General features: G+C 45.3%; 20 protein-coding genes. 6 read left to right on the top strand and 14 right to left on the bottom strand.

What is annotated here, in order from left to right:
- Nucleotides 1-6: 6 nt before the first annotated feature.
- The 4 genes from iolD to AC58QG_RS11740 all read right to left on the bottom strand — a co-directional run bounded on the left by iolD (nucleotide 7) and on the right by AC58QG_RS11740 (nucleotide 6,274).
- Nucleotides 7-1,872: a 3D-(3,5/4)-trihydroxycyclohexane-1,2-dione acylhydrolase (decyclizing) gene (gene iolD, locus AC58QG_RS11725; RefSeq protein ID WP_497362222.1), complete on the bottom strand. Its 1,866-nt coding sequence runs from the start codon at nucleotides 1,870-1,872 to the stop codon at nucleotides 7-9.
- Between the two features lie 156 nt (nucleotides 1,873-2,028).
- The gene (locus tag AC58QG_RS11730; RefSeq protein ID WP_497362223.1) at nucleotides 2,029-3,585 is read right to left on the bottom strand and encodes a response regulator transcription factor; all 1,557 of its coding nucleotides are present in this window, start codon (nucleotides 3,583-3,585) and stop codon (nucleotides 2,029-2,031) included.
- Between the two features lies 1 nt (nucleotide 3,586).
- Nucleotides 3,587-5,380, bottom strand: coding sequence for a sensor histidine kinase (locus tag AC58QG_RS11735; RefSeq protein WP_497362224.1), 1,794 nt, complete (start codon nucleotides 5,378-5,380; stop codon nucleotides 3,587-3,589).
- 162 nt (nucleotides 5,381-5,542) lie between these two features.
- A complete protein-coding gene (locus AC58QG_RS11740) occupies nucleotides 5,543-6,274 on the bottom strand; it encodes a glycerophosphodiester phosphodiesterase (protein WP_497362225.1) in 732 nt (243 codons plus the stop codon).
- Nucleotides 6,275-6,588: 314 nt separating this feature from the next.
- Here AC58QG_RS11740 and AC58QG_RS11745 point away from each other — a divergent pair, with 314 nt between their 5' ends.
- The 3 genes from AC58QG_RS11745 (at nucleotide 6,589) to AC58QG_RS11755 (ending at nucleotide 9,752) form a co-directional block, all read left to right on the top strand.
- Entirely contained in the window at nucleotides 6,589-7,452 is an 864-nt protein-coding gene (locus AC58QG_RS11745) for a carbohydrate ABC transporter permease (protein WP_497362839.1), read from the top strand.
- Entirely contained in the window at nucleotides 7,449-8,270 is an 822-nt protein-coding gene (locus AC58QG_RS11750; RefSeq protein ID WP_497362226.1) for a carbohydrate ABC transporter permease, read from the top strand. The genes AC58QG_RS11745 and AC58QG_RS11750 overlap by 4 nt, the downstream gene beginning before the upstream one ends.
- A gap of 90 nt (nucleotides 8,271-8,360) precedes the next feature.
- Nucleotides 8,361-9,752: an ABC transporter substrate-binding protein gene (locus tag AC58QG_RS11755; RefSeq protein WP_497362227.1), complete on the top strand. Its 1,392-nt coding sequence runs from the start codon at nucleotides 8,361-8,363 to the stop codon at nucleotides 9,750-9,752.
- Between the two features lie 71 nt (nucleotides 9,753-9,823).
- Here AC58QG_RS11755 and AC58QG_RS11760 read toward each other — a convergent pair whose 3' ends face one another.
- Complete coding sequence (locus AC58QG_RS11760; RefSeq protein WP_497362228.1) at nucleotides 9,824-10,042, bottom strand: helix-turn-helix domain-containing protein; 219 nt, start codon at nucleotides 10,040-10,042, stop codon at nucleotides 9,824-9,826.
- Nucleotides 10,043-10,282: 240 nt separating this feature from the next.
- Between AC58QG_RS11760 and AC58QG_RS11765 the strand changes: the two genes are divergently transcribed.
- Nucleotides 10,283-10,645, top strand: coding sequence for a helix-turn-helix domain-containing protein (locus AC58QG_RS11765; RefSeq protein WP_497362229.1), 363 nt, complete (start codon nucleotides 10,283-10,285; stop codon nucleotides 10,643-10,645).
- Between the two features lie 30 nt (nucleotides 10,646-10,675).
- Here the strand turns inward: AC58QG_RS11765 and AC58QG_RS11770 are convergent, their stop codons facing one another.
- From AC58QG_RS11770 to AC58QG_RS11810, 9 genes are all read right to left on the bottom strand, one after another.
- The gene (locus AC58QG_RS11770) at nucleotides 10,676-11,365 is read right to left on the bottom strand and encodes a metal-dependent hydrolase (RefSeq protein WP_497362230.1); all 690 of its coding nucleotides are present in this window, start codon (nucleotides 11,363-11,365) and stop codon (nucleotides 10,676-10,678) included.
- A 121-nt stretch (nucleotides 11,366-11,486) separates the two neighbouring features.
- Nucleotides 11,487-12,788, bottom strand: a complete 1,302-nt coding sequence (locus AC58QG_RS11775; protein WP_497362231.1) for an ABC transporter substrate-binding protein — start codon at nucleotides 12,786-12,788, stop codon at nucleotides 11,487-11,489.
- Between the two features lie 75 nt (nucleotides 12,789-12,863).
- The gene (locus tag AC58QG_RS11780) at nucleotides 12,864-14,453 is read right to left on the bottom strand and encodes a response regulator transcription factor (protein ID WP_497362232.1); all 1,590 of its coding nucleotides are present in this window, start codon (nucleotides 14,451-14,453) and stop codon (nucleotides 12,864-12,866) included.
- Nucleotides 14,454-14,462: 9 nt separating this feature from the next.
- On the bottom strand, nucleotides 14,463-16,304 hold the full coding sequence (locus tag AC58QG_RS11785) for a sensor histidine kinase (RefSeq protein ID WP_497362233.1): 1,842 nt from the start codon (nucleotides 16,302-16,304) through the stop codon (nucleotides 14,463-14,465).
- Nucleotides 16,305-16,357: 53 nt separating this feature from the next.
- A complete protein-coding gene (locus tag AC58QG_RS11790) occupies nucleotides 16,358-17,170 on the bottom strand; it encodes a carbohydrate ABC transporter permease (protein WP_497362234.1) in 813 nt (270 codons plus the stop codon).
- 12 nt (nucleotides 17,171-17,182) lie between these two features.
- The gene (locus AC58QG_RS11795; RefSeq protein ID WP_497362235.1) at nucleotides 17,183-18,103 is read right to left on the bottom strand and encodes a carbohydrate ABC transporter permease; all 921 of its coding nucleotides are present in this window, start codon (nucleotides 18,101-18,103) and stop codon (nucleotides 17,183-17,185) included.
- An 85-nt stretch (nucleotides 18,104-18,188) separates the two neighbouring features.
- A complete protein-coding gene (locus AC58QG_RS11800; protein WP_497362236.1) occupies nucleotides 18,189-19,508 on the bottom strand; it encodes an ABC transporter substrate-binding protein in 1,320 nt (439 codons plus the stop codon).
- 872 nt (nucleotides 19,509-20,380) lie between these two features.
- Nucleotides 20,381-22,021, bottom strand: coding sequence for a 3-keto-alpha-glucoside-1,2-lyase-like domain-containing protein (locus AC58QG_RS11805; RefSeq protein ID WP_497362237.1), 1,641 nt, complete (start codon nucleotides 22,019-22,021; stop codon nucleotides 20,381-20,383).
- 386 nt (nucleotides 22,022-22,407) lie between these two features.
- A complete protein-coding gene (locus AC58QG_RS11810) occupies nucleotides 22,408-23,499 on the bottom strand; it encodes a threonine aldolase family protein (protein ID WP_497362238.1) in 1,092 nt (363 codons plus the stop codon).
- Nucleotides 23,500-23,600: 101 nt separating this feature from the next.
- On the opposite strand from AC58QG_RS11810, the gene AC58QG_RS11815 reads away from it, so the two are divergent.
- Nucleotides 23,601-23,900, top strand: a complete 300-nt coding sequence (locus AC58QG_RS11815; RefSeq protein WP_497362239.1) for a Rieske (2Fe-2S) protein — start codon at nucleotides 23,601-23,603, stop codon at nucleotides 23,898-23,900.
- A 75-nt stretch (nucleotides 23,901-23,975) separates the two neighbouring features.
- On the top strand, nucleotides 23,976-25,322 hold the full coding sequence (locus AC58QG_RS11820) for an amino acid permease (RefSeq protein WP_497362240.1): 1,347 nt from the start codon (nucleotides 23,976-23,978) through the stop codon (nucleotides 25,320-25,322).
- Nucleotides 25,323-25,325: the final 3 nt, after the last annotated feature.

Here is a 25,325-nt window from a genome sequence, read left to right on the forward strand (position 1 = left end):
TCTTATTTAAATGGGTTTAGCCGCTTGTATGTTTTTCTTCATCTCTTCATGGGCTGCTAGCACTTTGGCACTTTGGGATACCTCAGGTACGCCAACATTCCACCATGACTCATAGCCGCCTGTGTTAGTGCCAGGCACGACTGGGATTTCGATCAACGTTGTCACTGTTTCTGCTTTCGCTTGCAACAGCGCCGCTTTAAGCTCTTCCGGATTCGTAGCTTTGTATGATTTCGCGCCCAAGCTGCGAGCATGTGCTGCGAAATCAATCGGCATATAGCTTCCTGTCAGCCTGCGCGTCCCCGCTTCCCGATAACGGAATTCATTCCCAAAACCTTCGCTTCCTTGACTGCGCTGCAAGTTGTGGATGCATTGGAAGCCATGATTATCGAACAGCAGGATCGTGAATTTCTGCCCCTCTTGCAAGCTCGTCACTAATTCCGAGTGAAGCATTAAGTAGCTGCCATCTCCGACTATCGCATAAACCTCACGTTGGGGTTCCGCCAAAGCTGCCCCGAAGGCACCGCTCACTTCATATCCCATACAAGAGAAGCCGTATTCCATATGGTACGTTTTGGGCTCTGTTGAACGCCATAAACGGTGCAAATCGCCTGGTAAGCTTCCCGCTGCGCAAACAACAACGGAAGAGGAATCAATTGTTTCATTGATAACACCGAGCGCGTTCGTCTGAGCAAAGCCTTCAGCACACTCTGCTTGATATAAACGGTCCACTTCCCGATCCCATTCGTCTTTCAAAGATGCTATGTAACCTGTCTCGTAGCCGCTAGTGTAATCGAGGAATGTCAGCGCTTCACGCAGCAAATTTAGTGCTTCTTTCGCATCAGCTGTAATCGAGATACCGCCTAGCTTCGAAGAATCAAAGCCGCTGATATTGATATTGATGAATGTCACATTGTCATTTGCAAAGGCAGATTTGGAAGCTGTAGTAAAGTCGGAATACCGCGTGCCCACACCGATGATCAAATCAGCTTGTTTCGCTAGCTTGTTCGCAGCGAGTGCTCCTGTCACGCCAATCGCGCCGACATGCAGCGAATGGTTCCAAGGCATCGAACTTTTCCCTGCTTGCGTTTCCGCAACTGGAATACCGAACGCTTCTGCAAACTCCGCTAACTCCTTCGTCGCTTCTGCATAGAGTACACCGCCGCCAGCAATAATTAACGGGTGCTTCTTACCGTGGAACAACGCAGCAGCTCGGTTTATCGCTTCAGTTGCCGCTGGGCGACGATCGATATAGTGAACTTTCTTATCGAAAAAGGCTTCCGGATAGTCGTAGGCTTCTGCCTGCACGTCTTGGGGAAGCGCTAAGGTCACCGCTCCTGTTTCCGCAGGATCCGTTAATACCCGCATCGCTTGGGTAGCTGCGCTCATCAATTGCTCAGGGCGAACGATCCGATCCCAGTATTTGCTCACTGTCTTGAAAGGGTCCGTTGCGGATACCGTGTAATCGGCAGTAATTTCAAGCTGCTGCAGTACTGGATCCGGCTGTCTCGAAGCAAAATTATCCCCCGGCAGCAGTAGAACCGGAATGCGGTTGACGGTCGCAGTTGCCGCAGCCGTTACCATATTTAGTGCGCCTGGCCCAATTGAGGTTGTGCAGGCATAGATTTGTTGACGGTTCTTTTGCTTCGCGTAAGCGGTTGCAGCGTGGACCATTCCCTGCTCATTTTTGCCTTGTATATACGTAAGGTCACCTGCGCTAAACTCCAACGCTTCTCCAATCCCAGTTACATTGCCATGTCCGAAAATCCCCATGACACCTTTAACAAATTTAGTCTCAATTCCATCGATGGAAATGTACTGTTGGTCCAGAAAGCGAAGTAGTGCTTGTGCCATTGTAAGTCGAATTGTACGCATGTAAATCTCCCTTCCACTCAGAGGTTAAGCGCTTAATCTTTCAATTTTTAAACGCTCACCCGTTTAGGGGTTAAGCGCTTAATCCGATCATACAACATTTTCTTTTTACTCGCAATGACTTTTTTTCAAATTAATATCCGTCTAATCCAGTTACTCTTAAGGCGTTAGCTTCCCACTCCTGTACTCCTTGGGCGACATCTGGAATTGCTGTTTGAATACATTCGTAAAATAGTTCGGTTCGTCAAACCCAATGGCACAGGCTATTTCAAATATTTTCATATCCGTATTCCGAAGCAGCAATGCCGCCTTATCCATACGGACACGCGTAACGAAGCGTGTAAAGCTTTCCCCGGTAGCCTTTTTAAAAACGACACTGAAGTAACTTGGGTTTAAATGGATATGAGCCGCGACATCCGTTAATCGGCATTCCTCATTGTAATGTTCTTCAATATATTTAACTGCTCTTTCGATGACATTATCGCTTTTGGACGCTTGCCACTGGTTGAATTGGAGCAGGAAGTGCTTCACTTGTTCAGCAGCCCAATCCATTACCTCCTTGGAGGTCCAATGAATCTGGGGCATTTCGTTCGGAAGTCTCGCTAACGCATTGTTGTCATCTGGATCGAATTGCTTCTGTATGGTCCCATGCAAGGCAATCGAAAGTGACAATGCGCCAATTCGCATTTCCTCCGGCGAAGTGATTTTTAGTTCTGCAAGTACGCGATTCAATAGCACATGCAAGCTATCCTCTTGACCGACAAGAATGGCCGACACGAGCTGGACTTCCATCTCTCGGACCTTCGCTTGATTCAGTGAGAGCATGACTCCGGATCCCGCCTCACCTCCACTCATCGAAGGGATTTTAATTGGATCTGAGACTGCTCCTTTCGTCAACACATATAATTCTGCCAAGTCGCTAGCCGATGGCGCGAGGCCCATAGAAACCATACTTGATCTAATCTTCAAAAATTCAAAGGATGCTGTAGGAATAGCTTCTTGCAGACTCACTTCAACCTGATGCAGTCCCGTTACCAATAGGAAGGTGTCATGATCCACTAATAAGAGCCGCGCTTCCAGTCCCGCTCCCTTCACCAGCTCTTCCACAATATTGGAGAAAGCGAATTGAAGCAAGCTCATGTCTCTTTTACCACTCGTCTTATTCGCCAAATCTTCATTGTTCATGTGAAGCAGCCACAATTCTTTACCGGCTAATGCGCCATTCATCCTTGCTAGTGTGCTCATTTCATAAGGAAGGTCTAGCAATACGGCACGCAGCTCTTGGTCTTGCTGCAGCTGCAGCTGCATTTGCTGTTTCTGCTGCTGCGCATACTTCTCATAGAACCGTTCAGAGGCTTTATTCATAATCTGACGTACATCGTCTTCTGTACATGGCTTGATTAGAATGTCCAACGCGCCTAGCCGTACTGCTGCTTGGGCATACTCGAAATTTTTGTATCCTGTCAAAATGATAACAATCATATCAGGATGATTCTTCCGCAGATGTCCTACGAATTCAATGCCATCCATGATGGGCATACGAATATCCGTTAGGACCAGATCAGGCTTAAGCTCCTCTAGCATCGCCAAGGCATCCTGCCCATTGCCAGCCTCACCAACTACTTGCCAGCCCAAGTCTCCACCCTGCAGCATCTTAATAAGTCCTTTCCGAAAATTCAACTGATCTTCTACAATCAATACTCGTCCGCTTCTCATCCTAGTGTTCTCCTTTCTCGTTATTAGGAAGAAGAGGCAGAATCAGACGCATCGTTGTCCCACTTCCCAGCATGCTTGTAATTTCCAATCGGAACGGTGCTCCATACACGAGCTCAATCCTGCGCACAACACTCCGTACACCTAGACTTTCTCGTCCATCTGAGCGATGAGGCAACGATGAGCCATGTTCGCCTAAGATTTGTGAAATAGCCTTCTCATCCATACCACAGCCATTATCCGTAACATCGATCTCTAGAAAGCCATCGCGGTTGCTTGCTTTGATGATCAATACCTTCTGCGACACCATATTACGAAAAGCATGCATAAACACATTTTCTACTAAAGGCTGAAGGAGTGACCGCATCACCTGAACGTTGGCAACTTCTTCATCAACCTGAATGATCGTCTCCAAATCCGTTTCGAACAGTTCTTTCTGTATTTTCAAATAGTTACGAATCTGCTGGCATTCTTCCTTCACTGTAGTCAGCGTTCGTACAGGCATCAATGAGTATTTCAGCATTTCCGAAATGGCAGCGATCAAGGCGGCAGTCTCGGTCTCATCTTGCAAGTAGAGCTTCCAATAAATTTCATTAAACATATTGTGCAGAAAATGAGGATTTAATTGGGCTTGCAACGCTTTAAGCTCTGCCTCTTTCTCACTTAACTGCGTCAAGTACACTTCCTTAATTAAACGCCCGACCTGCTCGGCCATTGCGTTAAAGCTCTCTCCCATATAAGCTAATTCATCGTGGGTTCGAATTTCGATCCGAGTATCAAAATCACCCGACCTTACCTTACGCAAACCTAACAATAAATCCTTGAGAGGACGGAGAAAAATGCCCGTGGAAAGTACAATTAACACACTAGCAAGCAGGATGCTAACCAAACCAGAGTAGACGATCATCTTAAACAAATCTCGACTCTTCGATTGAATTTCCGTTAGCGATGTGCCACTGACAAGCTTGAAATTAGTTACCTCAGATTGTCCCTGTACATACAAATGGTTTTCCAAGAGCTGTTTTTGATTCAAATTTCGAAGCACTTCCAGTTGATCTACATGGACTGGCGAATTCGTAAATAATAGCTCGTTATTTTTATTAAACAGATAAACAAGACCCTGCCCTGCCTTCGTCAGTTCCTTGAGCGAGCCTGAGAAGAAAGACTCATCAAAAGCCATGACAAGTACACCATACGTCGTTAAATTACTATTTTTCATAAACCTTGCCACAATAATCGTATTTCGAAACCCACTGGGCTCAATTGAGGATGCCATTGGTATGCTTATCCACACAAGATCACCAGAGGTGTCGCTAAGTTTGGAACGAATCACTTGGTATACATTCGCATTAGGCACATTAATCGCGGAAGTCGTATAGCTGAAATACGATGGATTCCCCGTCAAGTCGTATAAATACATCCCCGTAATATATGGAGCATCGGATTTGAGTTGATAGATCTGATCTTCGATTTGCTTTTTATCATAGTAGCGATTAAAGGCATCGTAGTCTTCACTTAAATTAAGGCGTGAAATAAGCTTCTCAATGGCTGGATTAAACACAACCGTTTGCGATACTCGAACCACCTCTTGTACCTTGAGATCCAGCTTCGCGAGCGCTTCATCGTTCGTGCTAGTGAACTGCTTACTGATTTCTTCCTCAAACAGCGTTAAATTATAGCGATAGGTTAAATAACCGGTCAAGCAAAAAGCTAATAAAATAATGATGGATAAACTGAGGATAAGTTTCACCCTGAAGCTGCGATTAATCCCTACTATACTTCGAATCCAGGACAGCATCTCATTTACCCCTTTTGTTTATAAGTGACCGAACCTTTGACGATATTATAACAACAATATTCGTTTTCTCGCTATTTTTTTAGTAAGTTGATTGAAATAGCAATATTAGGCAAAAAAAAGACCACACTTTTCAGTGTGATCCTCGCCGTTTCTTTTCTATTTCTACGCTTGTAGAAGCTCCCGCAACCGTGCCGGATAATCGGTAATAATCCCCGTAACACCTGCAGCAATTAACCTTTTATAATCCGCAACATCATTTGCCGTATAAGGATAAACAGCCAGTCCCGCGGCCTCAGCCGCGATAACATCCTCCTTGTCGATACAGTGGTGATACGGATGCAAGGAATTCACACCTACCCCCAATTGCTTAGCATAGGCCGCATGATCCATTAAATTGGCTGCATAGAGCAGTCCCACTTTCGCGATAGGCTGCGCTTGTTTGATCCTGTGAATCACTTTGTGATCAAAGGAAGAGATTACGGTGTCTTCCCATCTATCCATTTCGTCTATAAATGCCAGCAGCGCCTTCTCCATTTTCCCTTCGTAGGCGTGCTTCACTTCCACATTAATGAGATGTCCTCGTGGTATAAGCTCGAATACTTGCCGCAGATGAGGGATTCTCTCTCCCGTGAAAGCCTCCGAAAACCAGAAACCAGCATCTAGCGACTTCAACTCTTCCCAGCTCTTGTCACAAATAAGTCCGGAGCCATCTGTCGTACGATCCACAGTAAGATCATGACAGACGACAATCTCACCGTCTTTCGTTAGTTGGACATCAAGTTCAATCCCCTCAGCCCCTTGTTCTAAAGCTAATGCGAAAGCTGCTAATGTGTTTTCAGGCGCTTCACCAGCTGCGCCGCGATGTCCAATTACGATCGGTTTCTGTCTATTCATGGTTCACTCTCCTATATAGATAAGATAGATAAGCTATCTAAATATGCTCAAATTATAGTTGAATAGACCTGATTTTGCCCAGTATACAATTCTATTGATTTTGTAAAGGTTTCTATAAATATACAAATACTTCACGTGAATTTAACATTGGTCAAATAAACGAGCGTTAATCTAATACACATAGTACTTGTCGAATAAGGGTTATGGAGGAGCTTGAAATGAATGCTATGGAACGTGATTTACCTCAACCAAGAAACATAAAAACGAATGCAAATGCAGCATATCCACGCAAGGCAATACTCAGCCAAAGCTGGATGGAGACCATACTGGGTTATGTCTTCTTAGCTCCCTCGCTCTTGCTGTTTGCTATCTTTTTGTTTTATCCATTGATACAAACCTTTTATCTTAGTTTACACGAAACCGATCCCAGGGGCAGGGTAGCATCCTACGTAGGTTTCGATAATTTCACTGCTATTTTCACCTCAGATCGATTCTATCAGAGTCTAGGAGTTACTGGCCTATTCACGCTACTAACAGTTCCTACCGTAATCGTCATCGCGCTGATGCTCGCTGCGTTTACCCACAATCAACTCAAAGGCATGCGAATCTTTCAATTCATTTTCTCACTGCCTGTCGTCCTATCCGTAGGAACTTCCGCGGTGATCTGGATGATGCTGTTTCACCCGAGTGTCGGCATGTTGAATTACCTGCTCCAGCAAGTAGGCTTAGAGCCTGTAGCTTGGCTGACTGATCCCAGATGGGCACTGCTTTCCGTTTCCATGATGACGGTTTGGATGAATCTCGGATTCACTTACATTGTCTTGCTCAGCGGGTTACAAGGCGTACCTGATGAGATCTATGATAGCGCCAAAATCGATGGATCCGGTCCCGTTCGTACCTTTGTTCAAATCGTCATGCCTTTACTTTCACCGACTGTGTTCTTCGTCACGATTGTATCTATCATCGGTGCTTTTCAGTCCTTTGGACAAATTCATATTCTGACCAAAGGTGGGCCAGTCAACTCCACAGATGTACTTGTTTACACCTTATATCAGGATGCATTCATCAACTTCCGGTTCGGAACAGGCAGCGCGCAAGCACTTGTTCTCTTTACCATTATCCTTATTTTCACAGTCATTCAGTTTAAGGTTTTTGAAAGGAAGGTGCATTATCAATGATCACTCGTTTGCAAAATACATTCGTCTACACCTTCTTGATCATCTGCGCCGCACTTGTCCTTTATCCCATCTTCTATACGTTCTCATCCGCATTGATGACGCCCGAGGAAGCATCCGCCTATCCGCCTCACTTCTTGCCTAGCAGCTTCTATATGGGCAGTATTATCGCCGTCTTCAAGCTTGTGCCTATCGCTAAATTTGTAACCAATAGTCTAATTGTCTCTATTGTTATTACGTTGGGACAGCTAATTACATCGAGCATGGCTGCCTATGCCTTCACCAATATTCGCTTTAAGGGCAAAGCTTTCATCTTTGCGCTTTTCATGGCTACCATGATGATTCCGTGGGAAGTCACCATTATTCCCAATTATTTGACGATCAAAAAATGGGACTGGCTCGATAGCATGCAGGGTCTAACCGTACCTTTCCTTGCTACCGCCTTCGGAACCTTCCTTCTGCGGCAATTCTTCTTGCAGCTGCCCAAAGAACTGTTCGAAGCAGCGCGAATCGATGGATGCGGACACTTTCGCATGTTCCTTCGAATTGTGCTTCCACTCGGACGTCCAGCCTTGGCAACGCTAGCTGTTTATGCCTTTTTAAATGCATGGAACATGTATCTATGGCCGCTGCTCATCACGAACAGCGAAGCTATGCGTACCGTGCAAATTGGTATCGCGATGCTGCAATTCGAAGAATTAACCGTATGGAATTTGGTTCTGGCAGGTGTAACCATCGTCTTGCTGCCATCCCTTCTATTGCTTGTCCTCGGTTTAAAACAGCTCGTTCGCGGACTTACGGCTGGTGCTGTGAAAGGTTAGTCCATCTTTGATGGCCACTCTGTTCAGCAACCTTGCTGAATCAGATTTCCATATATTTTAGAAAAGAGATAAGGGAGAGAAACTAAGAATATGAAAACATTGAAAACAAGAAGCTCCATCCTTGCTATGACTGCAATTATGGTGCTATTAACTAGTGCATGCGGTAAAGCAGAAACAACGACTTCAGGCAGTACGACAGAAAGCAAACCTGCGACAAGCACCGCATCAGCGGATGTTAAAAAACCAACTGAACCAGTTAAAGTGATCTGGTGGCATTCGATGAGCGGAGAACTTGGCAAAGCCGTCGATAAATTAGTGGCAGATTTCAATAGCTCACAGAAGAATGTACAGGTTGAGGCTGTATTCCAAGGTACTTATGATGAGAGCATCAACAAAATGAAAGCATCGATGGATACCAAAAGCGGCCCCTCCCTCATTCAAGTTTACGAAATCGGCTCCCGCTTCATGATCGATTCCAAAGCCATTACACCTGTTCAAAAATTTGTTGATGCCGATAAATTCGATCTTTCCCAGCTCGAAGAGAACATTCTGAGTTACTATAAAGTCGATGGCAAACTAAATTCCATGCCATTCAATACTTCTAACCCAATCTTGTATTACAACAAAGATATGTTAAAAGCTGCGGGTCTCGATCCTGAGAAACCACCTACCACTTACGAAGAAATTACGAAAGCCGCTAAAGCACTGAGTAAAGATGGGAAATCCGGCTCTTCCTTTGCGATCTATGGCTGGTTCATGGAGCAATTCTTCGCGAATCAAGGTGTTGAATTCCTTAATAACGGTAATGGCCGCACCGCTGCTGCAACAGAAGCCCTGGTCAACAATGAAGCTGGCGTTAAAACATTAACATGGTGGAAAGACATGGTCGACAGCAAAACATCCGCCAACCTTGGCCGTAAAACGGATGACACGAAAAAAGCTTTCCTAGCTGGTCAAATCGCCATGACATTGGATTCCACAGCATCACTTCGCGGTATTGTCAGCGGCGCTGAAGGCAAGTTCCAAGTAGGTACAGGCCCGCTTCCTAAGCCATCGGATGCCAAAGAAGGCGGCGTTGTTGTAGGGGGGGCAAGTCTCTATATTTTGAATAACAAATCGGAAGCCGAGCAACAAGGTGCATGGGAATTTATTAAGTTTCTAACTAATCCGCAAACACAAGCATGGTGGAACGTAAACACAGGTTACTTCCCGATTACAAAGAAAGCCTATGATGAACAGATTATCAAAGATAACATTACGAAATACCCGCAATTCCAAACGGCAATTGATCAATTGCACAATACAAAAGCGAACACAGCAACCCAAGGTGCGGTTATGGGTGTATTCCCAGAAGCTCGTCAAATCGTCGAAACTGCTATCGAAGAGGCTTTGGCTGGCAAAAAGGCGCCAAAAGAAGCGCTGGATAACGCAGCTAAGAGTATTACGGAGAAAATTGGTGCCTATAACAAAACTGTGAAATAAAGTATACTTTTCTTTCAAATACAAACAAAACCGATGCTCTCCTTATTCAGGGGCATCGGTTTTATTTGTTCTCAGGCAATATTGATATGAAAAAGCTCCTCTAACTCCATCTCTAGTACATCGCTTAATCGCTTAGCTGTTGATGGACCCACAGATTTGATCGACCGCTCAAGCAAGCTTATGTACGCATGACTCAAGCCTGAGTGTCGCGCCAGCTCGCGTTGTGAGTAGCCTTTCGTTACCCTCGCCTTAATAAAAACATCCGTCTTGGCTAGTATTCGGATATGCATCGTTGAATCTCAGCCCCCCGTCCTCACATTGTCCTACTAGAAGTATAACTCCCAATAATAGCTAATGCAATCATTAAAGTTTACTTTAGTAATTATAAATGTGAGCAACGAGTACCAATAATCCCTTACGAAATTGGATTGAAATCACTTTAGTAAACTGTTAGTATTAAAACGTTTACTAATGTTTACTATGACGAGTGAGGATGAACAGTTATGTACTTTTACGATAAATTAAGGGATATGCGTAAAATGAAAGGCTTCACAATTCGCGAGCTAGCTGATCGCTCAGGTGTATCCGCGGCTTATATCTCACAACTGGAGAATGGAAACCGCGGGATTCCGTCACCCGACGTCTTGATGAAATTATCCGAAGGGCTTAACACATCCTACTCCGAACTGATGGACATTGCTGGATATCTCGAATCCTCGCACACAAACCAACAATTTGAAAGCAATCCCGTTAACCTACGTCGTTTTCTTCGTGAAAATGAGTTAATGTTCGATGGCTTTGTCTTAACGGCAGAAGATAAAGAATGGGTAGAGCGTATGCTCACCGTTCTATTCTGGAAGAATCGACAATCGAACAAAGACACCGAAAGTTAACTCATAGGTATAAAGCCTTATCGATCGCACTTACAGTGTTATTTGTTGTCCGGGCTTCATAACTAAGCCTTTGATACCTTCTTCAGCCAGGCTTTCAACAAACTTGTCGGGATCTTGTTCAATCACGGGGAACGTATTATAGTGCATGGGGACAACGGTTTTGGCTTTCAAATATTCCGCCGCGATGACCGCATCATCCGGTCCCATCGTGTAGTTATCGCCAATTGGCAGAAACGCCAGATCGATATCATTCAATTTGCCAATTAGTTTCATATCTTTAAATAGCCCCGTGTCCCCTGCGTGATAGATGGTTTTCCCCTCTACCATTAGCACAAAACCACTCGCCATCCCCGTATAAATGTTTTCCTTCGTGCCTGGTGGATTATAGGAAGAATCGTGTAAAGCTAACGTCAGTTTCACTTTGCCAAAAGGAAACTCAAAAGCCCCGCCGATTCCCATCCCATGTGTTTGAACCCCTTGGAAGCCTAAATATCTGGCCAAATCATTCGGAGCAATAACTGTTGCATTATTTCGCTCCGCAATGGCTACGGTATCCCCAACATGATCTGCATGTCCATGGGTAACAAGGACATAATCCACTTTAATATCCTCCGCTTTGACCGTTGCTTGCGGATTACCTGTAAGAAAAGGATCAATAATGAGGTTGTGTTCCTTTAATTGAATTTCGACGCAGCTTTGACCATGGAAAATAATGTTCACTTATTTCAGCTCCTTTGCGGTTATATGTTTATTTTATCATAGGTGCCTCTGTGAATTAAAATTCTTCCAGACGAAATAAAATCCCCTTCCGGAAAGTTCCGAAAGAGGACATTTATGCATCCTAATTAGCCAGAAGACTATTTATTTTTTTCTCTAGTAAGGCAAGCCCCTCGTCCGGATCCAGACCTCCCACGACAATGCTTTGAAGTTCTTCGGAGAGCGTTGTAAAGATTGTCGCATACTTATCCGTTTGAGGTGCAAATTTGACGTGATGCTGAGCCTCGATGAAGAGCTTACGGTAAGGCAGCTGAAGATATTCTTGGCTTTGAAGAACAGCTCGATTGGCAGGTACATGTCCGGCTTGGCCCCATAACAAAGATCCTACTTTCGAGAAATAGGACATAAATGTCATGGCTGCACGTTGTTTATCCATAGTTACGTAAGTCGGAATGACCAATGCATGCGAACTCCCCCATTGCATTGAACTGCCAAAAAGAGCTGGAAGGGGCATAATACCGACGGGAAGGGAGGGTTCATTTAAATGATAGCCCGCCTCCCAGACTCCACCCATCCAAAGTGCGGCTTTGCCATTGTGGAAGGTATCCCACGGCGTTTTGTCGTTCACATCTGCGAGCTTGCCTGCGTAGAGCTGTTGATAAAACTTCAAAACACGAAGTGCTTTGTCATTATGGATGTTCGATTTCGCCATGCTGGTTTCTAGCAAATCTCCGCCCGCCTCGTAATACATATTGAGAAAAGGCTCTTGAAAATAAGGGGTATTCACAGAAAACGGCTGAACATTCGGTACTTTCGCTTGAATCTGTTGCAGCATTTGAATAAACGCCTCCGGCGATGAAATCGCGAGTTTAGGCGTTTCATCGTCATTTAACAAACCCGCTTTTTTCAGAATGGCTTTATTGTAGTACAACATGTGAAAATGGGTGTCCAACGGCATCGCATACGGCTTGTTCATGAAGCTCACACTTTGTACGTTACTCTCCTCCAAGTCTTTGAAGTCGAATCCAAGCTCGTTCGCCAAGTCGGAGAGCGGCACAATTTGCTTGGCCTTAACGAAAGGTGACATCCGGTCCACATGAGCAACAGCCACATCCGGGCCTTTCCCTGAGGAAAGCGCCGTACTCAGTTTCACATAATATTCGTTAGACTCTAATCGAAGCTGCTTCACGTATACAGCCTTCTGCGAGTTATTGAAGTTTTGTACGATGCGTTCAACAAATTCTCCTTCTCCACCGCCGAAGGGATTCCAGAACGAAATTTCCACGCGTGTCTCCACGCTCTCCACAGTTTTCTTATTTTCCGCTAAATGTTTGTCACCCGTAGACAGGATCGAACATCCCGTTAGCATGAGTATGAGCATACATCCGAATCCAACGCTGAGCTTAACCCTTTTTATATCTAACATTCTAATCCCCCTTCACCCACATGCGTGTCAACGAACCGCCCCTCGGTAAGCGCTTGCATTCTTGCACGAGAGAACTTAGTATGATTTGTCCTCCCTTACGCGATTTCGATATTCCGATGGGGATGAGCCCGTAATTTTTTTAAATACTTTGGAGAAATATTTGGGGTCTGGAATACCAACCAAATGACCAATATCCGCAGTCTTGAGCTCGCTTGTCAAAAGTGCCTTGGCTTTCTCGATGCGAATCCTCGTAAGATACTCCAGGAAGCTCTCGCCCATTTCCTTTTTGAACAGGTTGGCAAAATAATTTTTACTTAAGTGTACTAGATTGCTTATGGACTGAAGTGAGATCTCTTGTTGATAATATTGCCCGATATATTGCGCAGCTTTAATAATGCCATTGCGGTCACTGTTATACACACCAATCATATGCTGGGCAAGTTCCTCAAAAGCATTTAAGAACCAGGCTTTACTCATCTGAATCGTCTCTAATTTGGACAGTTGCTCATAGTACATCTTCTTTAGTTGGAGAATACTTTGTTGATCACTTGTTACCTCCGACCATAGGGTCGTGAGCAGAATGAGCAGCTCTAGAGAAATAATTTCCACGAGATCATAGTCCTTGCGTACCGTAAGCTGTTCGAAAATATCTTCCAAGTAAGCTTGCAATTCTTTGGTTTGAAAAGCATACACCATCGAATGGATATGGGTTGTGCTAACTTTAATATTATCTGCCAGCGGACTATTGACAGGCACATAATCAACACCATATAGAATAGCTCGCTCACTGCCTATGAACATTTTATATTTCGCTGCAGCTATCGCTTGCTCGTAGGCTTGGTGTAGTCCAGCCCAACTGGACGTGCTCTTACTTATGCCGATCGTACATGACATCCCATATTGATCCTTCAGATCGTGAAGTATGGACTGTGCTAATGCCATCATCTCAGAAACGCCTGTAGTTCCCATCTTCCTTGTAAAAAGAAGAACGTTCATTTCCCCTTGCCGATCTGGAAATGCTTCATACACATCCTCCGAGGAAGTCATCAATACTTCAGCAATCGCTTTGCGTATTAACGCTTGGCCCTCCTCCACACTCTGAGCCCACATATTCTTTGCAATATGAAGGACATACACGGGTAATTTGACCTCAGAAAGCCTCAAGCTTAATACGATTTGCTGCCTGCGGGCAGGGTCCGTTTCTTCTAGAAGCTCCAGCATCCGTTTTTCTTTCACGATTGGGTTGGCGTCACTTAGCGAAAGCTTCTTCTCACTGCTTGGTGATTCCGCTTTAATCGAATCTCTCACACGAAGCAGCGTCCCTTCAAGATCACGCGGCATCAAATCCGATTTGATCATATATTCGGAAACCCCATTACGAATGGCTTCCTTCGCATATTGGAAATCCTCCAAATTGCTAAGAATGACAATTTTCATATGGGGATGACATTTACGTACTTCCGTAATAAGTGTAATGCCGTCCATAACAGGCATTTTGATATCTGTGAGCAGAATATCAGGCGGATTCATGCTGATTAGGTCCAACGCTTCTTGCCCATTGGCTGCCTCACCGCTTACGGTTAAGTCTAACTTTTCCCAATCAATCATAGAGCGAATTCCGAACCTCACGATATACTCATCTTCCACAATCACAACTCGATACATGATCTTCACCTACTTCATTTCTGGAAGTCTAATCGTAATATGCGTACCTGCTCCAGGTTCACTTTGAATGTCCAAACCATAGGGCTTTCCACAAATGAGCTTAATTCGTTCATCTACATTTGCTAAGCCAATCCCGCTCACTTTATCAACAGAAGGTGGCTCATATCTATTTAGGCTTTGAACAAGGCTTGCATCCATGCCTCGACCATTATCCACAATCTCGAATCGTATACCGCCATCCGGATGTACGCCGCACCGAATATGAATGACGCCTGTTTCTCTATCTGTAAATGCATGAAGTATGGCATTCTCCACGATTGGTTGTAGGATCAGTTTCGGCGTGCGGTACAACCGAACCTCCTCATCCAGATGAACAAACGTATCGATATTAAAGTTGAATCTGAATTTTTGAATACCCAGATAACACTGTACATGCTCGATTTCCTCTTCAATGGTGACCGTTTCTTCACCTTTCCCCAAGCTTATGCGCAATAACCTGGATAGAAGACTGACCATTTCGGCAGCGTTGTTAGCTTTCTGCAAAAGTGCCGTCCATTTAATAATATCCAAGGTATTGTAGAGGAAATGCGGATTAATTTGCGCTTGTAGCGCCTTCAATTCCGCCACGCGCTTATGATTCTGCTCCTCATACACGGTCTCCAGAAGACCATCGATCCGAGTAACCATGTAGTTAAAGTTTTCGCCCAAAATATCGAATTCATCATTACGTCGTTTCGCTTTGAAGCGGACGGTCAGGTCACCTGACATCACTTGCCGCATCAGACGGATCATCTTCAGAATCGGTTTAGAAATCGAGTTCGCCAGCAAGATCGCCGTCAAAATGGAGAATAGAATGCAAATGAAAGCGATCACCAAAATAATTTGCAATAACCGATTAGAATCTTTGTACAGAGAAGCCTCTGAAATCACGTTGACGACGATCCAGTCGTTGGTATGCAGCTTTTTATAATTCACAATCAGTCTTTCACCTTGATATTTCAATGGAAAAACAGATTCGTCGGTCGCCCCACGAAACATATCCGTATAGCCGTCTTCGCCTAGCACTTCTTTGACACTTTTCCCCAGCATCTTGCTGTCCGGATACGAAATGATTTGACCACGGCCATCAATCACAAAGCTTTCAATATCCATATTACTCTTCGTCGTTCGTGCACCAATTTCTTTCAACACATCTTCGCGAATATCCAGTACGGCAATGATCCCAACAGGACTATCATCAGACATCTTGTATATTTGTTTGGCCAATGAAAAGACGTGAACATTTTGCGTGTTCAGACTATCTACATAAGTTCCCAATCGAGTGGAAAACCAGCGAAAATTGCTCCCGTCCTCCAAGGTCTGCAGGAATGGGGATACTTTGTCGGCAGAACGATCGTTCCATCTATAAATTCCTTTGATAAAATGGTGCGGCGACAGGAAAGAAATCGACTGTAAGTCCTGATTAATCGCAATAATGGTGGATAGCTTCGTTGTCAGGGATAGACTATCCAGATCATATTGAGATGAATCTGTACGATCCAACGTCCGTAGCATCGTGACAATTTCGTTGTTATTTACAACCTGCATCATCAAATCTTTGTAAATCCCAAGTCGAGTATCAATATTCTCAGCAGTCTGTTTCAAGAGCTGTTCCGAGTATTCCGTTACTTTATTGTTTATCGTTGATTTCGATATCGAATATGAAATAAACCCCAAGGCAAGCAGGGGCGTTAGAGAAAAAAGGAACAGCAGCAGCATCCACTTATAGCGAATGCTGCTCGACCATGTATACATCCATGAAGGGATTCGTTTGTGGCGTTGTTGTGTTGCAACTTCTGATGCCTGGGTCATCGTTGGAACAACCCTTTCTGGGAAGAGAATCTGACTCGTAGAATACAAGCTTATTAACCTTTTATACCGGACATCGCCACGCCTTGCACAATTTGACGCTGCAGCACTGCAAAAACCAGAATCGTTGGTATTGCCGCTATCGCACTGGCTGCCATGATCAGATTCAAGGACATGATATTATTCGACAAGAACGTCGGTAGTCCTGCTGATAAGATCATGTTCTCTTGCGAGGTAATAGAAAGGTACGGCCATAAGAAATTGTTCCACGATAAGATGAAGTAGAAAATACCGACAGAAAACATGGCAGATCTAGTAAGCGGTAGACAAATCCGATACCAAAGTCCAAAGTTTTTACAACCGTCAATCTGCGCAGCCTCGATATAATCCTTCGGGACACCATCCATAAATTGCTTCAGCAGCAGGATCCCGATTGGATTCGTAAGTCCAGGCAGAATGATCGCCCACATGTTATCAATCAGCTTCAAATGAAGCGTCGTTTCGTAAAGGGGAATCAGAATCGCTTCGGTTGGGATTAACAAGCCTGAAACGATGAGCACGTAGAATATGCCTCTGGATTTGAAAGGCAGCTTCGAGAAGGAGAAAGCCGCTAAGGAGCTGAAAATAAGTGAAATGATCGTTGTCAGTACGCCGATTACTGCGCTGTTCCACGTCCATCTGAGAATCTGAGAATCTTGGATGACCTTTGTATAATTGTTCAAATTCAAATCTGAGAAATTGAACCAGTCTTGAATGGAGATGACGTTGACGCCATCCGGTTTGAGGGATACAACCAGCATCCAAATCAGTGGAAAAATAAATAAGAGGGCCAGCACCACGGCGATGATGTTGATTGCAATATGTTTCATGTTCAACCTCCGTCAATCTTTTCTGTCTGTTAATTTGAACTGTATCACTGCAATGAGCAGCATCAGGATGCAGAATACGATGGATTGGGCCGAAGCCAGTCCAAACATATCCTTTTTGAACCCGGTAACATAAATGTAGCGAATCATCGTGTTCGTGGCGTCCCCTGGACCTCCGCCCGTCATAATCTGTACTTGCCCAAACAACTTTAAGCACGAGATGATTTGATAAAAAATTTGTATTTGCATGACTCTCGACAGTCCGGGAAGCGTAATATGAATGAATTGCTTCCAAGCGCCAGCGCCATCTATTTTCGCAGCTTCATAATGATCCGTAGGAATTTCTTGTAAGCCGGCTAGGAACAATACCATTACAAAACCTACTGTCCACCAATCGGTTGCAAGGGTAATCGCCCACCAAGCAAAATGTTTATCCGTCAGCCAATGAATCTCACTAGGTAAACCAATAAGTTTCAAGAACGCGTTAATCGGGCCATATTTCGAGTCGAAAAGGCGAAGCCAGATGAAACTGATGACCGAGACAGAAAGTACGTAAGGCAGGAAAAACATAGAACGGATAAGCGTTCGGAAACGTATATTTTGATTAATCAACATCGCTAAGCCTAAGCCAAGCACGATAATGGTCGGTGTACAGAGGATAACAAAGTAAATCGAGTGCCATACATAAAGATAAAAATTGCTATCCGTAAAAATCTTTTTATAATTCGCAAAGCCAACATATCGCTGCATCCCTTGAATGCTCCATACGTGCAAGCTCATCCAAGCACCTCTCCCCACAGGCCATAGATAGAAGATGGCAAAAGGGATCAGAAACGGCAGCACATACAGCAATGCGTTCAATTCCAAAGTTATTCGTAATGGTTTACGTTGGCGGAGGACTAGCGTCCGATCATGCTCACTTACTTTAGTCTCCATTGGCTCTTCTCCTTGTTACTTTCTATATAAGTGCGGGCGAAGCTCCCGTTACTTTCCCGAAAGCTCCACCCGATTCATACGGTGATTAATTAGTTAAAATATCGTTGATTTGCTTATCCATACTTTTCAAGCCATCTTCTGGAGATTGTTTACCGAACAGGATGTTTTGTAAGGACTCCGATACGGTCGTTATGATCGTTGTGTATTTATCTGTTTTTGGTGCAAATTTTACGGTTTTTTGAGCGTCGATAAAGAAATTACGGTATGGCAGCTTTTTGTACTCATCGCTTGTTGTTACAGCGCTGTTAGCTGGTACGTGTCCGGCTTGCCCCCACGTTTTGCCGCCAACCTCAGAGAAGTACTTCATGAATTTCGCTGAAGCTTCTTGTTTCTCTGTCGTTACATAGGAAGGAACTACAAGCAAATGTGAGCTTCCCCAGTGCGTTTGGCTGCCGAAGATGGCAGGCAGCGGCATCGCGCCAATATTCAATGATTTGTCGTTTAGCAACAGTCCTGCTTCCCACACGCCACCAAACCATAGCGCTGCTTTCCCACTGTGGAACGAATCCCAAGGCGTTTTATCGTTTAGGTCGCTGTATTTGTTTTTGTATAAATCCATGTAAAACTTAAGGACATTCAATGCTTTCTCATTATTGATCGCGGATTTCGTCATATCACCATTCAAGATGTCGCCGCCTGCTTCATAGTACAAATTCAGGAATGGCTCTTGGAAATAAGGTGTATTCACGGCTAACGCCTGCACACCAGGCACTTTCGCTTGGATTTGCGCCAATGTTTTCTTAAACCCATCTGGTGTAAGATCTCCCAATTTCGGCGTTCCATCGTCGTTCAGCAGCTCTGCTTTCTTTAGTAGATCCTTGTTGTAGTAGAACATATGGAAATGGGTATCTAACGGCACGGCGTACGGCTTTCCGTCATAGGACACGCTCTTGATATTGGAATCTGAGACTTGTTTCAGATCAAAGCCCACTTTGCTGGCAAGCCCATCGAGAGGTAAAATTTGTTTGGCTTTGACAAAAGGCGAGATCCGATCCACGTGTGCGACGGCCACATCAGGCCCTTTGGAAGAAGAAAGCGCCGTACTTAACTTCGCATAGTACTCATTCGATTCTAGACGCAGTTGTTTCACGATAACTTCTTTTTGGGAATCGTTATACCCTTTGACAATCTGATCTACGAAATCGCCTTCGCCACCGCCGAACATATTCCAGAAGGTGATCTCTACGGGATTCGCTGATTTGGTTGTCTCTGCAGCTTTCGTTGCCGCTGGAGCAGTTGTCGCAGCTGCTGTTTTGGTATCGCTTTCTTTTGTACTCGAGCAGCCTGTCGCTACCATAGCAAGCGCAATACTTGCGGTAAGTAAGCTAGTTAATTTCTTTTTCATAGTGATAAACAACCCTCTCTCATTCGGTTTATGTTAGTTGCGAAAACCCTTTCATACAGATGTAAGGGCTTTCCTTGGTTCTAACTTTACAGGGAATCGTCCCTCGTCTGAACCGATAAAAGCCTCAACTTTAGGGAACAAACGTAAGAATAATTCGGCTTGCGTTTCCGGTAAAAGGTGACGATGTTACGATTGGAGGGGGCAATCTTACGTAGGGAGTGGATGTGCGGAAGGCTGCGAGTTGCGGGCTGGGGGCGGGCTAGAGGCCAGGTGGGGCCGGGGCTTGGTGGCCGGGGTTTGATGGCCGGGCTTGGGGGGGCCGGGGCTGGGGGGCGCTGGTGGAGGTTAGGTGAGCGACGTTTAACTGGAAAACATACAGCTATTTCGAGTGATAACAACGATTATCTGAGAATAAGTGGAAAATATACAGTTAATTTTCCGATTTTCACTCATATATTCGAATTTCGAATTAAATAACTGGAGGAAATCCATCAATTCAGTAAATGAGCCCAAAATGGAACAAATTAGATACAGGAAATCCAGTTATTTCGTCGGAAAGGCTACAACTAACTTCTCCCACTTCTCCTATCTCCCCCGAACCACGCCTCACTCACCCTACTCCCCATCACCTCATCTCAGATCCACACCTCACCTCTAACTAACTCTATCTACTCAACAGCAACGTCAATTTATCAATTCAGCTAATCCTAGCGAATCATCTTCCCATATCAGGAACAATCATTCACTCGCAAGTGTGGGAGCGCAATGAAGCCACCCCAAAAAGCAACGACTCACATAGCTCAGCTCTCTTAGCATCCAATAAAACAAAAAAAGAGCCCGAAGACTCTTTTTTTGTTTTATTTACGAGCTAGCTAGTTTACTGAAATGTTGTCAAAGCTCACGCTATTCCCGAATCCGCCGCGCACACCAATCGTACCACTAACATACGTCGCATCGGTAAAGTTAATCTTCGGTGTCGCCATATCGCCTACGTATACCTTGATGTTCCCCTCATTTACTACGACCTTCATGTGATACCAAGTGTTCAAACTAATCGTTGTGTTCACAAGGGCAAGCTGCGTCCAGTTATTGTTAAATCGACCTAACCACACCTGACCAGCCGAATCTATGCCTGCGCCATACCCTTTCATACTATCTGCACCTGTTCCAGGATTCGTCACATTGAAAATAACACTGCCCTGGCCCGCATTATTGAGCTTGATATCCCCTTCAAGGGTATAGTTTCGTTTGGACGGGTATGGGGTAAGGATCGATTTATCTGCGCTAGTTGAAGTTAAATTGTAGGTACCGCCGCTGATTGTCCACGTACCTCCATACCGAGCCCAACCACTGTCATTTGCTGCAAAATCATTTGAGTACGTGGTCGTCCAAGTGCCAAACTTCACCTGCACATTATGACCGCCACCCGTCCGATTGACGGAATCGATGAAAGCAACTTCGTTCGATGCCGTTTGATACATGGCGGACCAGAAGGAGTTGCCAAAAGCTGTACTATCGTTCGTATACCAGGAATTCCCGTAGTCGTTGGAGATGGAAAGTACATTGGCATTCGAGGTTAACAGAATTCTGCCGTCTGTAAGTGAAAGCAGATAAGGTCCGCCTTGTTGACTGGGTACTTGCGTACCGATACCGCTCGCCCATGTTTTGCCATCACTGCTTTTCTTCGTGAACACGTTACAGCTTTGTGTACCGCAAACCTCGAAAGTCACGATATACTGGCCGTTGTTCATTTTTTGCCAGACCGGCATACCAGGCCGTGCTGCCGCATTGCCAGGGTCCCAAGCCACATAAATCTCACTTCCCCAACTCGCGCCACCGTTCGTGGAAAGCTTCTCAGAAATAATTTGACTATAGGATGGACTCTCCGTCACATGCTTTTCATTCGCATACATGACAGCCAATGTACCGTCACTCAAAATTTGCATATGTGGCTCATACACGCCTTTATCTGGATTACCCAGTGTGCCTGGTGCTCCTGTTTTTTCATCAATTGTGCTCAAATAACTCCAGTTCGAGCCGCCGTTCGTACTTTTGTACACTTTCAATTGATAAGACTCCTGCCAACGCACCGACCGCATCGCGAGCAAAATGTCCCCATTCGCAAGTTGTGCAAATTGTCCATTATCGAGATCGCGGCCATCTTCCCACAGTGTCGCCGCCAAGGACCAAGTACGGCAGTTATCCGTACTAAGAAATACCTGTAATCGCGTACCTCCCCATGATACCTTCGTGTAGCCGTTATTATCATAAATAGCAGCAACTGCCAGCCAGTTGCCATTCGCCAGCTTGATCATTCGTGGATATTCCGATCCGAATGTACCGGGATGAATTCCACGAGCATCCGTTCCCGCATCTGTAAACGTATTGATGTTCGAAACCGTGACCGAGGAACCCCAAGTTATCGGTCCATTCGCTGCGAAAGCCGGAAGCACGCCAAACAACATCATCATGCAAACCATACTGAGCAAAATAGCTAAACTCTTTTTGAACATGTCATTTCCCTCCATGATTGTTAAAATAACATCCAATAGCTTGCTGGCGGTGGTCTTTCTAGGGCTCCCTCCTCCTGACCGTTAAATCCCCTCCAAAATGTAAGGGCTTACTTTTTGAAGTATACCTATTCTACACCTGCATCAACACCTACAATCTGATGAACTGAGGTGACTAATGTTACGAATTATCGCGATTTCAGACAAGAAGGATATCTAGTGACGTACAAAGTTACGATTGGTCAATGTCAACCTGCCAGACAGCTCCTCCGCGGAATAAAATTGAATTGCGGTACACAAAATGCCAATAGCGCCCTGGCATTCCGCTCTTCTAAGAGAACTGGAACATCCGGACGCTATTGGCCATTACTTTATCGCTATACAACAAGCTAGATTGCCCGCAACCGCTCATCCAACCGCTCAAACGTCAGCTTAAGCAAGTCCTTCGGAATCTGTGCAAAGGCATCGCCAATGCTCACCTCGAACGAACAGACCCCATCACTCGACTCACGCAGATAATGGATCAACCCCACGCTTGTCTCGGCGTACAACTCAACCAGAATTGGCTCGAGCTTCTCTTTCGGCAGCGCAATATGAACGTGGAACATATTCGTTACCGGCACCCGCGGCAAGGTAGTTACGAGCTGACAGCTATTGTACAGCGCAGCAAGCTCCACCGCTTCCGCGTAGTATTGACCCATCTTAGGCTCACGCTGCTTGAAATAGTAGCTCGCACTGAGGTAATACGGATAGAGGCTGATCAAATCGCCGCCATGACGCCTTTTCCACACCTTTGATTTCACCGTAAACGCCTCGTCACCGGCCAGAATCGCACCTGCAATGCCGCCAATTCCTTTGTAGAACGAGATGTACACACTATCGAAAAGCGCACACAATTCTGCAGCTGACTTCTGATAATACGGCAGCACTTCGTATAATCTAGCACCATCCAAATGCAGCTTGATCCCTTTAGCTCGACAATGCCCCGAAATTGCCATGAGCTCCTCATAAGGTGGCAAAACACCGCCAATTTCTCGCTGTGGCAGCTCAATTAAGAGACACGCGATCTCGTCGTTCAGCTCCAGAATCTCATCTAATCGAATCAAACGATCCTTCTTGCCAAGCAATATCGATTCAATCTGGTGCAGCTCCTTCAAGCCATCTTCTTCATGGATTTCCAAATGGCTCAACGGATGATACGCGACCTTGCGTATCCCCTTCTCGTCACACCAAATGCGTAACGCAATTTGTTGTGCCATAGTCCCGCTAGGGAAGAAAACAGCCTTCTCTTTTCCAAGATAAGCGGCCATTTCCGCCTGAAAGCTCTCTATCCCTTCGCCTGTTCCATAAATATCACTCTCGATCTTGCCATCCAGCTCCTCTAAAGCTTCTTTCAAAATGTGAATATTTCTGCGGCCGTGCCCACCCACTGGATAGGAGGTTTCGCGAAAGGCTGCCGCTAAGGGGGATACTGTGCTCATGTGATCGTGCTCCTTTGTTTTACTATAAGTATAGAGATCTTTGATGTCGTTTGGATTATAATAAAATAAATGAAGATATCCCTTTGTGAAGGAGCATCCCCATGAATGAAATCCTAATTGGTTCTAAAGATCAGTTTACTGCAAACCCGTCCGAAGTGAAAGTCAATGGTAAGCGATTCTTCCTGACGGAAGCCGATGGTGTCTACACACTGCTCTCCAGCCGATGCCCCCACGCCGGCTATGCCGTAGAACTTGAGAATGGCGAACTGGAATGTCCCTTACATGGCTGGACCTTTGAAGCGCACACAGGCCGTTGCCACAATGTCCCTAACGCAAGGCTTCAACCCTATGATGTCATCGAAAAAGAAGGGCATCTCTTCGCACTGATGGACATATCCTAGCTGTATATTTTACCAATGGACAAGCTATACTATGGGCTGTTATTTCCATTTCTCTTGAACAGCTTAGGAGGCGGCATGTCCACTAACGCAACTCCCCCACCAAAGAACAGTACGATGACCTGGTGGCAGCTATCGCTGCTCGGCGTCGCTTGTACGTTAGGCACCGGCTACTTTCTCGGAGCTGGGATCGGCCTAACCATGGGCGGCGCTTCGATGCTCTTTATGTTCATTTTCGCTGCAGCAGGCACTTATTTCGTTCTCGATGCTTTGATTCAAATGACAGGTGAGAATCCACAACAAGGCTCATTTCGGACATATGCCAAATTAGCCTTCGGCCGCTGGGCCGGATTCAGCTGCGGTTGGATTTACTGGGGCTCTCAGTTAATGATCATGGGAAGTCAATTAGCCGCTCTATCGCTGTTTACGCGTTTCTGGTTTCCCGCTATTCCGATGTGGTTGTTCGCTTTGATCTATGCCAGTCTCGGCGTAGGTGTCATCCTGCTTGGGGCAAAAGCTTTTGAACGATCCGAGCATATTTTCGCACTCATCAAAGTATCTGCACTCCTCATGTTTCTACTTCTTGCAGGTGCTGCGGTTCTTGGATGGATCTCAGGTGGACTTCATCCCCTCTCATTTCCTATTACGAGGGACACCTTTTTGCCATCAGGGCTCAAAGGTACTTGGTCATCCTTCATCTATGCCTTCTACGCCTTCGGCGGTACGGAAATGATGGGGCTATTCGCTCTGCGACTGGGCAAATCGAACGAAGCTCACAAAGCAGGCTCCATCATGATCCTTCTTTTAGCCATCCTCTATATCGTCTCGCTCTTCTTAGTCCTAACCCTGCTACCCTTGCATGCTCTTCATGACAAAAAAAGCCCCTTCCAGGTTAGCTTGGAAAGCTACCCGTTACCCTATGTTCCGCATGTGTTCAACGCCATTCTCATTATTGCTGCCTTCTCTACGATGGTTGCTTCCTTGTTCGCCGTTACCTCCATACTCGTTGCGCTTGCGAAAGATCATGACGCCCCGTTGATGTTCACGCGTACCACAGGTGGGAAGAGACAGATTCCTTATCCTGCTCTTGCTTTAACTTCTGTTGGAATGGCTGCCGCAGTTATCCTTTCGTTGATTCTACCGGAAGAACTGTACACGGTGATGTCCACTGCAGCAGGTCTCACCTTGCTCTTCATCTGGTTGGTGATCTTACTTTCTGCAGGACGTTTAGTAACTCGTTCTACTCCGAAAGTAATCAAACGATGGGCAGGCATAGTACTCATTTTCAGTGCCATATCCGGAGCTGCTTTTCACGCAACAACACGCCCTGGCTTCTTTGTTAGCCTGCTTTTCATCGTATTGATAGCACTCATAACCTACGCTGTGCATTTCACATGGTCTAACAACGCGAAAAAAAGGTATTGACAT

This window comes from Paenibacillus sp. J22P169 (assembly GCF_059691995.1).

Bases quoted from the DNA above. Each gene is read 5' to 3' on its own strand.
- iolD (WP_497362222.1), bottom strand. From the start codon at position 1,872: ATGCGTACAATTCGACTTACAATGGCACAAGCACTACTTCGCTTTCTG.
- AC58QG_RS11730 (WP_497362223.1), bottom strand. From the start codon at position 3,585: ATGAGAAGCGGACGAGTATTGATTGTAGAAGATCAGTTGAATTTTCGG.
- AC58QG_RS11735 (WP_497362224.1), bottom strand. From the start codon at position 5,380: ATGCTGTCCTGGATTCGAAGTATAGTAGGGATTAATCGCAGCTTCAGG.
- AC58QG_RS11740 (WP_497362225.1), bottom strand. From the start codon at position 6,274: ATGAATAGACAGAAACCGATCGTAATTGGACATCGCGGCGCAGCTGGT.
- AC58QG_RS11745 (WP_497362839.1), top strand. From the start codon at position 6,589: ATGGAGACCATACTGGGTTATGTCTTCTTAGCTCCCTCGCTCTTGCTG.
- AC58QG_RS11750 (WP_497362226.1), top strand. From the start codon at position 7,449: ATGATCACTCGTTTGCAAAATACATTCGTCTACACCTTCTTGATCATC.
- AC58QG_RS11755 (WP_497362227.1), top strand. From the start codon at position 8,361: ATGAAAACATTGAAAACAAGAAGCTCCATCCTTGCTATGACTGCAATT.
- AC58QG_RS11760 (WP_497362228.1), bottom strand. From the start codon at position 10,042: ATGCATATCCGAATACTAGCCAAGACGGATGTTTTTATTAAGGCGAGG.
- AC58QG_RS11765 (WP_497362229.1), top strand. From the start codon at position 10,283: ATGCGTAAAATGAAAGGCTTCACAATTCGCGAGCTAGCTGATCGCTCA.
- AC58QG_RS11775 (WP_497362231.1), bottom strand. From the start codon at position 12,788: ATGTTAGATATAAAAAGGGTTAAGCTCAGCGTTGGATTCGGATGTATG.
- AC58QG_RS11780 (WP_497362232.1), bottom strand. From the start codon at position 14,453: ATGTATCGAGTTGTGATTGTGGAAGATGAGTATATCGTGAGGTTCGGA.
- AC58QG_RS11785 (WP_497362233.1), bottom strand. From the start codon at position 16,304: ATGACCCAGGCATCAGAAGTTGCAACACAACAACGCCACAAACGAATC.
- AC58QG_RS11790 (WP_497362234.1), bottom strand. From the start codon at position 17,170: ATGAAACATATTGCAATCAACATCATCGCCGTGGTGCTGGCCCTCTTA.
- AC58QG_RS11795 (WP_497362235.1), bottom strand. From the start codon at position 18,103: ATGGAGACTAAAGTAAGTGAGCATGATCGGACGCTAGTCCTCCGCCAA.
- AC58QG_RS11800 (WP_497362236.1), bottom strand. From the start codon at position 19,508: ATGAAAAAGAAATTAACTAGCTTACTTACCGCAAGTATTGCGCTTGCT.
- AC58QG_RS11805 (WP_497362237.1), bottom strand. From the start codon at position 22,021: ATGTTCAAAAAGAGTTTAGCTATTTTGCTCAGTATGGTTTGCATGATG.
- AC58QG_RS11810 (WP_497362238.1), bottom strand. From the start codon at position 23,499: ATGAGCACAGTATCCCCCTTAGCGGCAGCCTTTCGCGAAACCTCCTAT.
- AC58QG_RS11815 (WP_497362239.1), top strand. From the start codon at position 23,601: ATGAATGAAATCCTAATTGGTTCTAAAGATCAGTTTACTGCAAACCCG.
- AC58QG_RS11820 (WP_497362240.1), top strand. From the start codon at position 23,976: ATGTCCACTAACGCAACTCCCCCACCAAAGAACAGTACGATGACCTGG.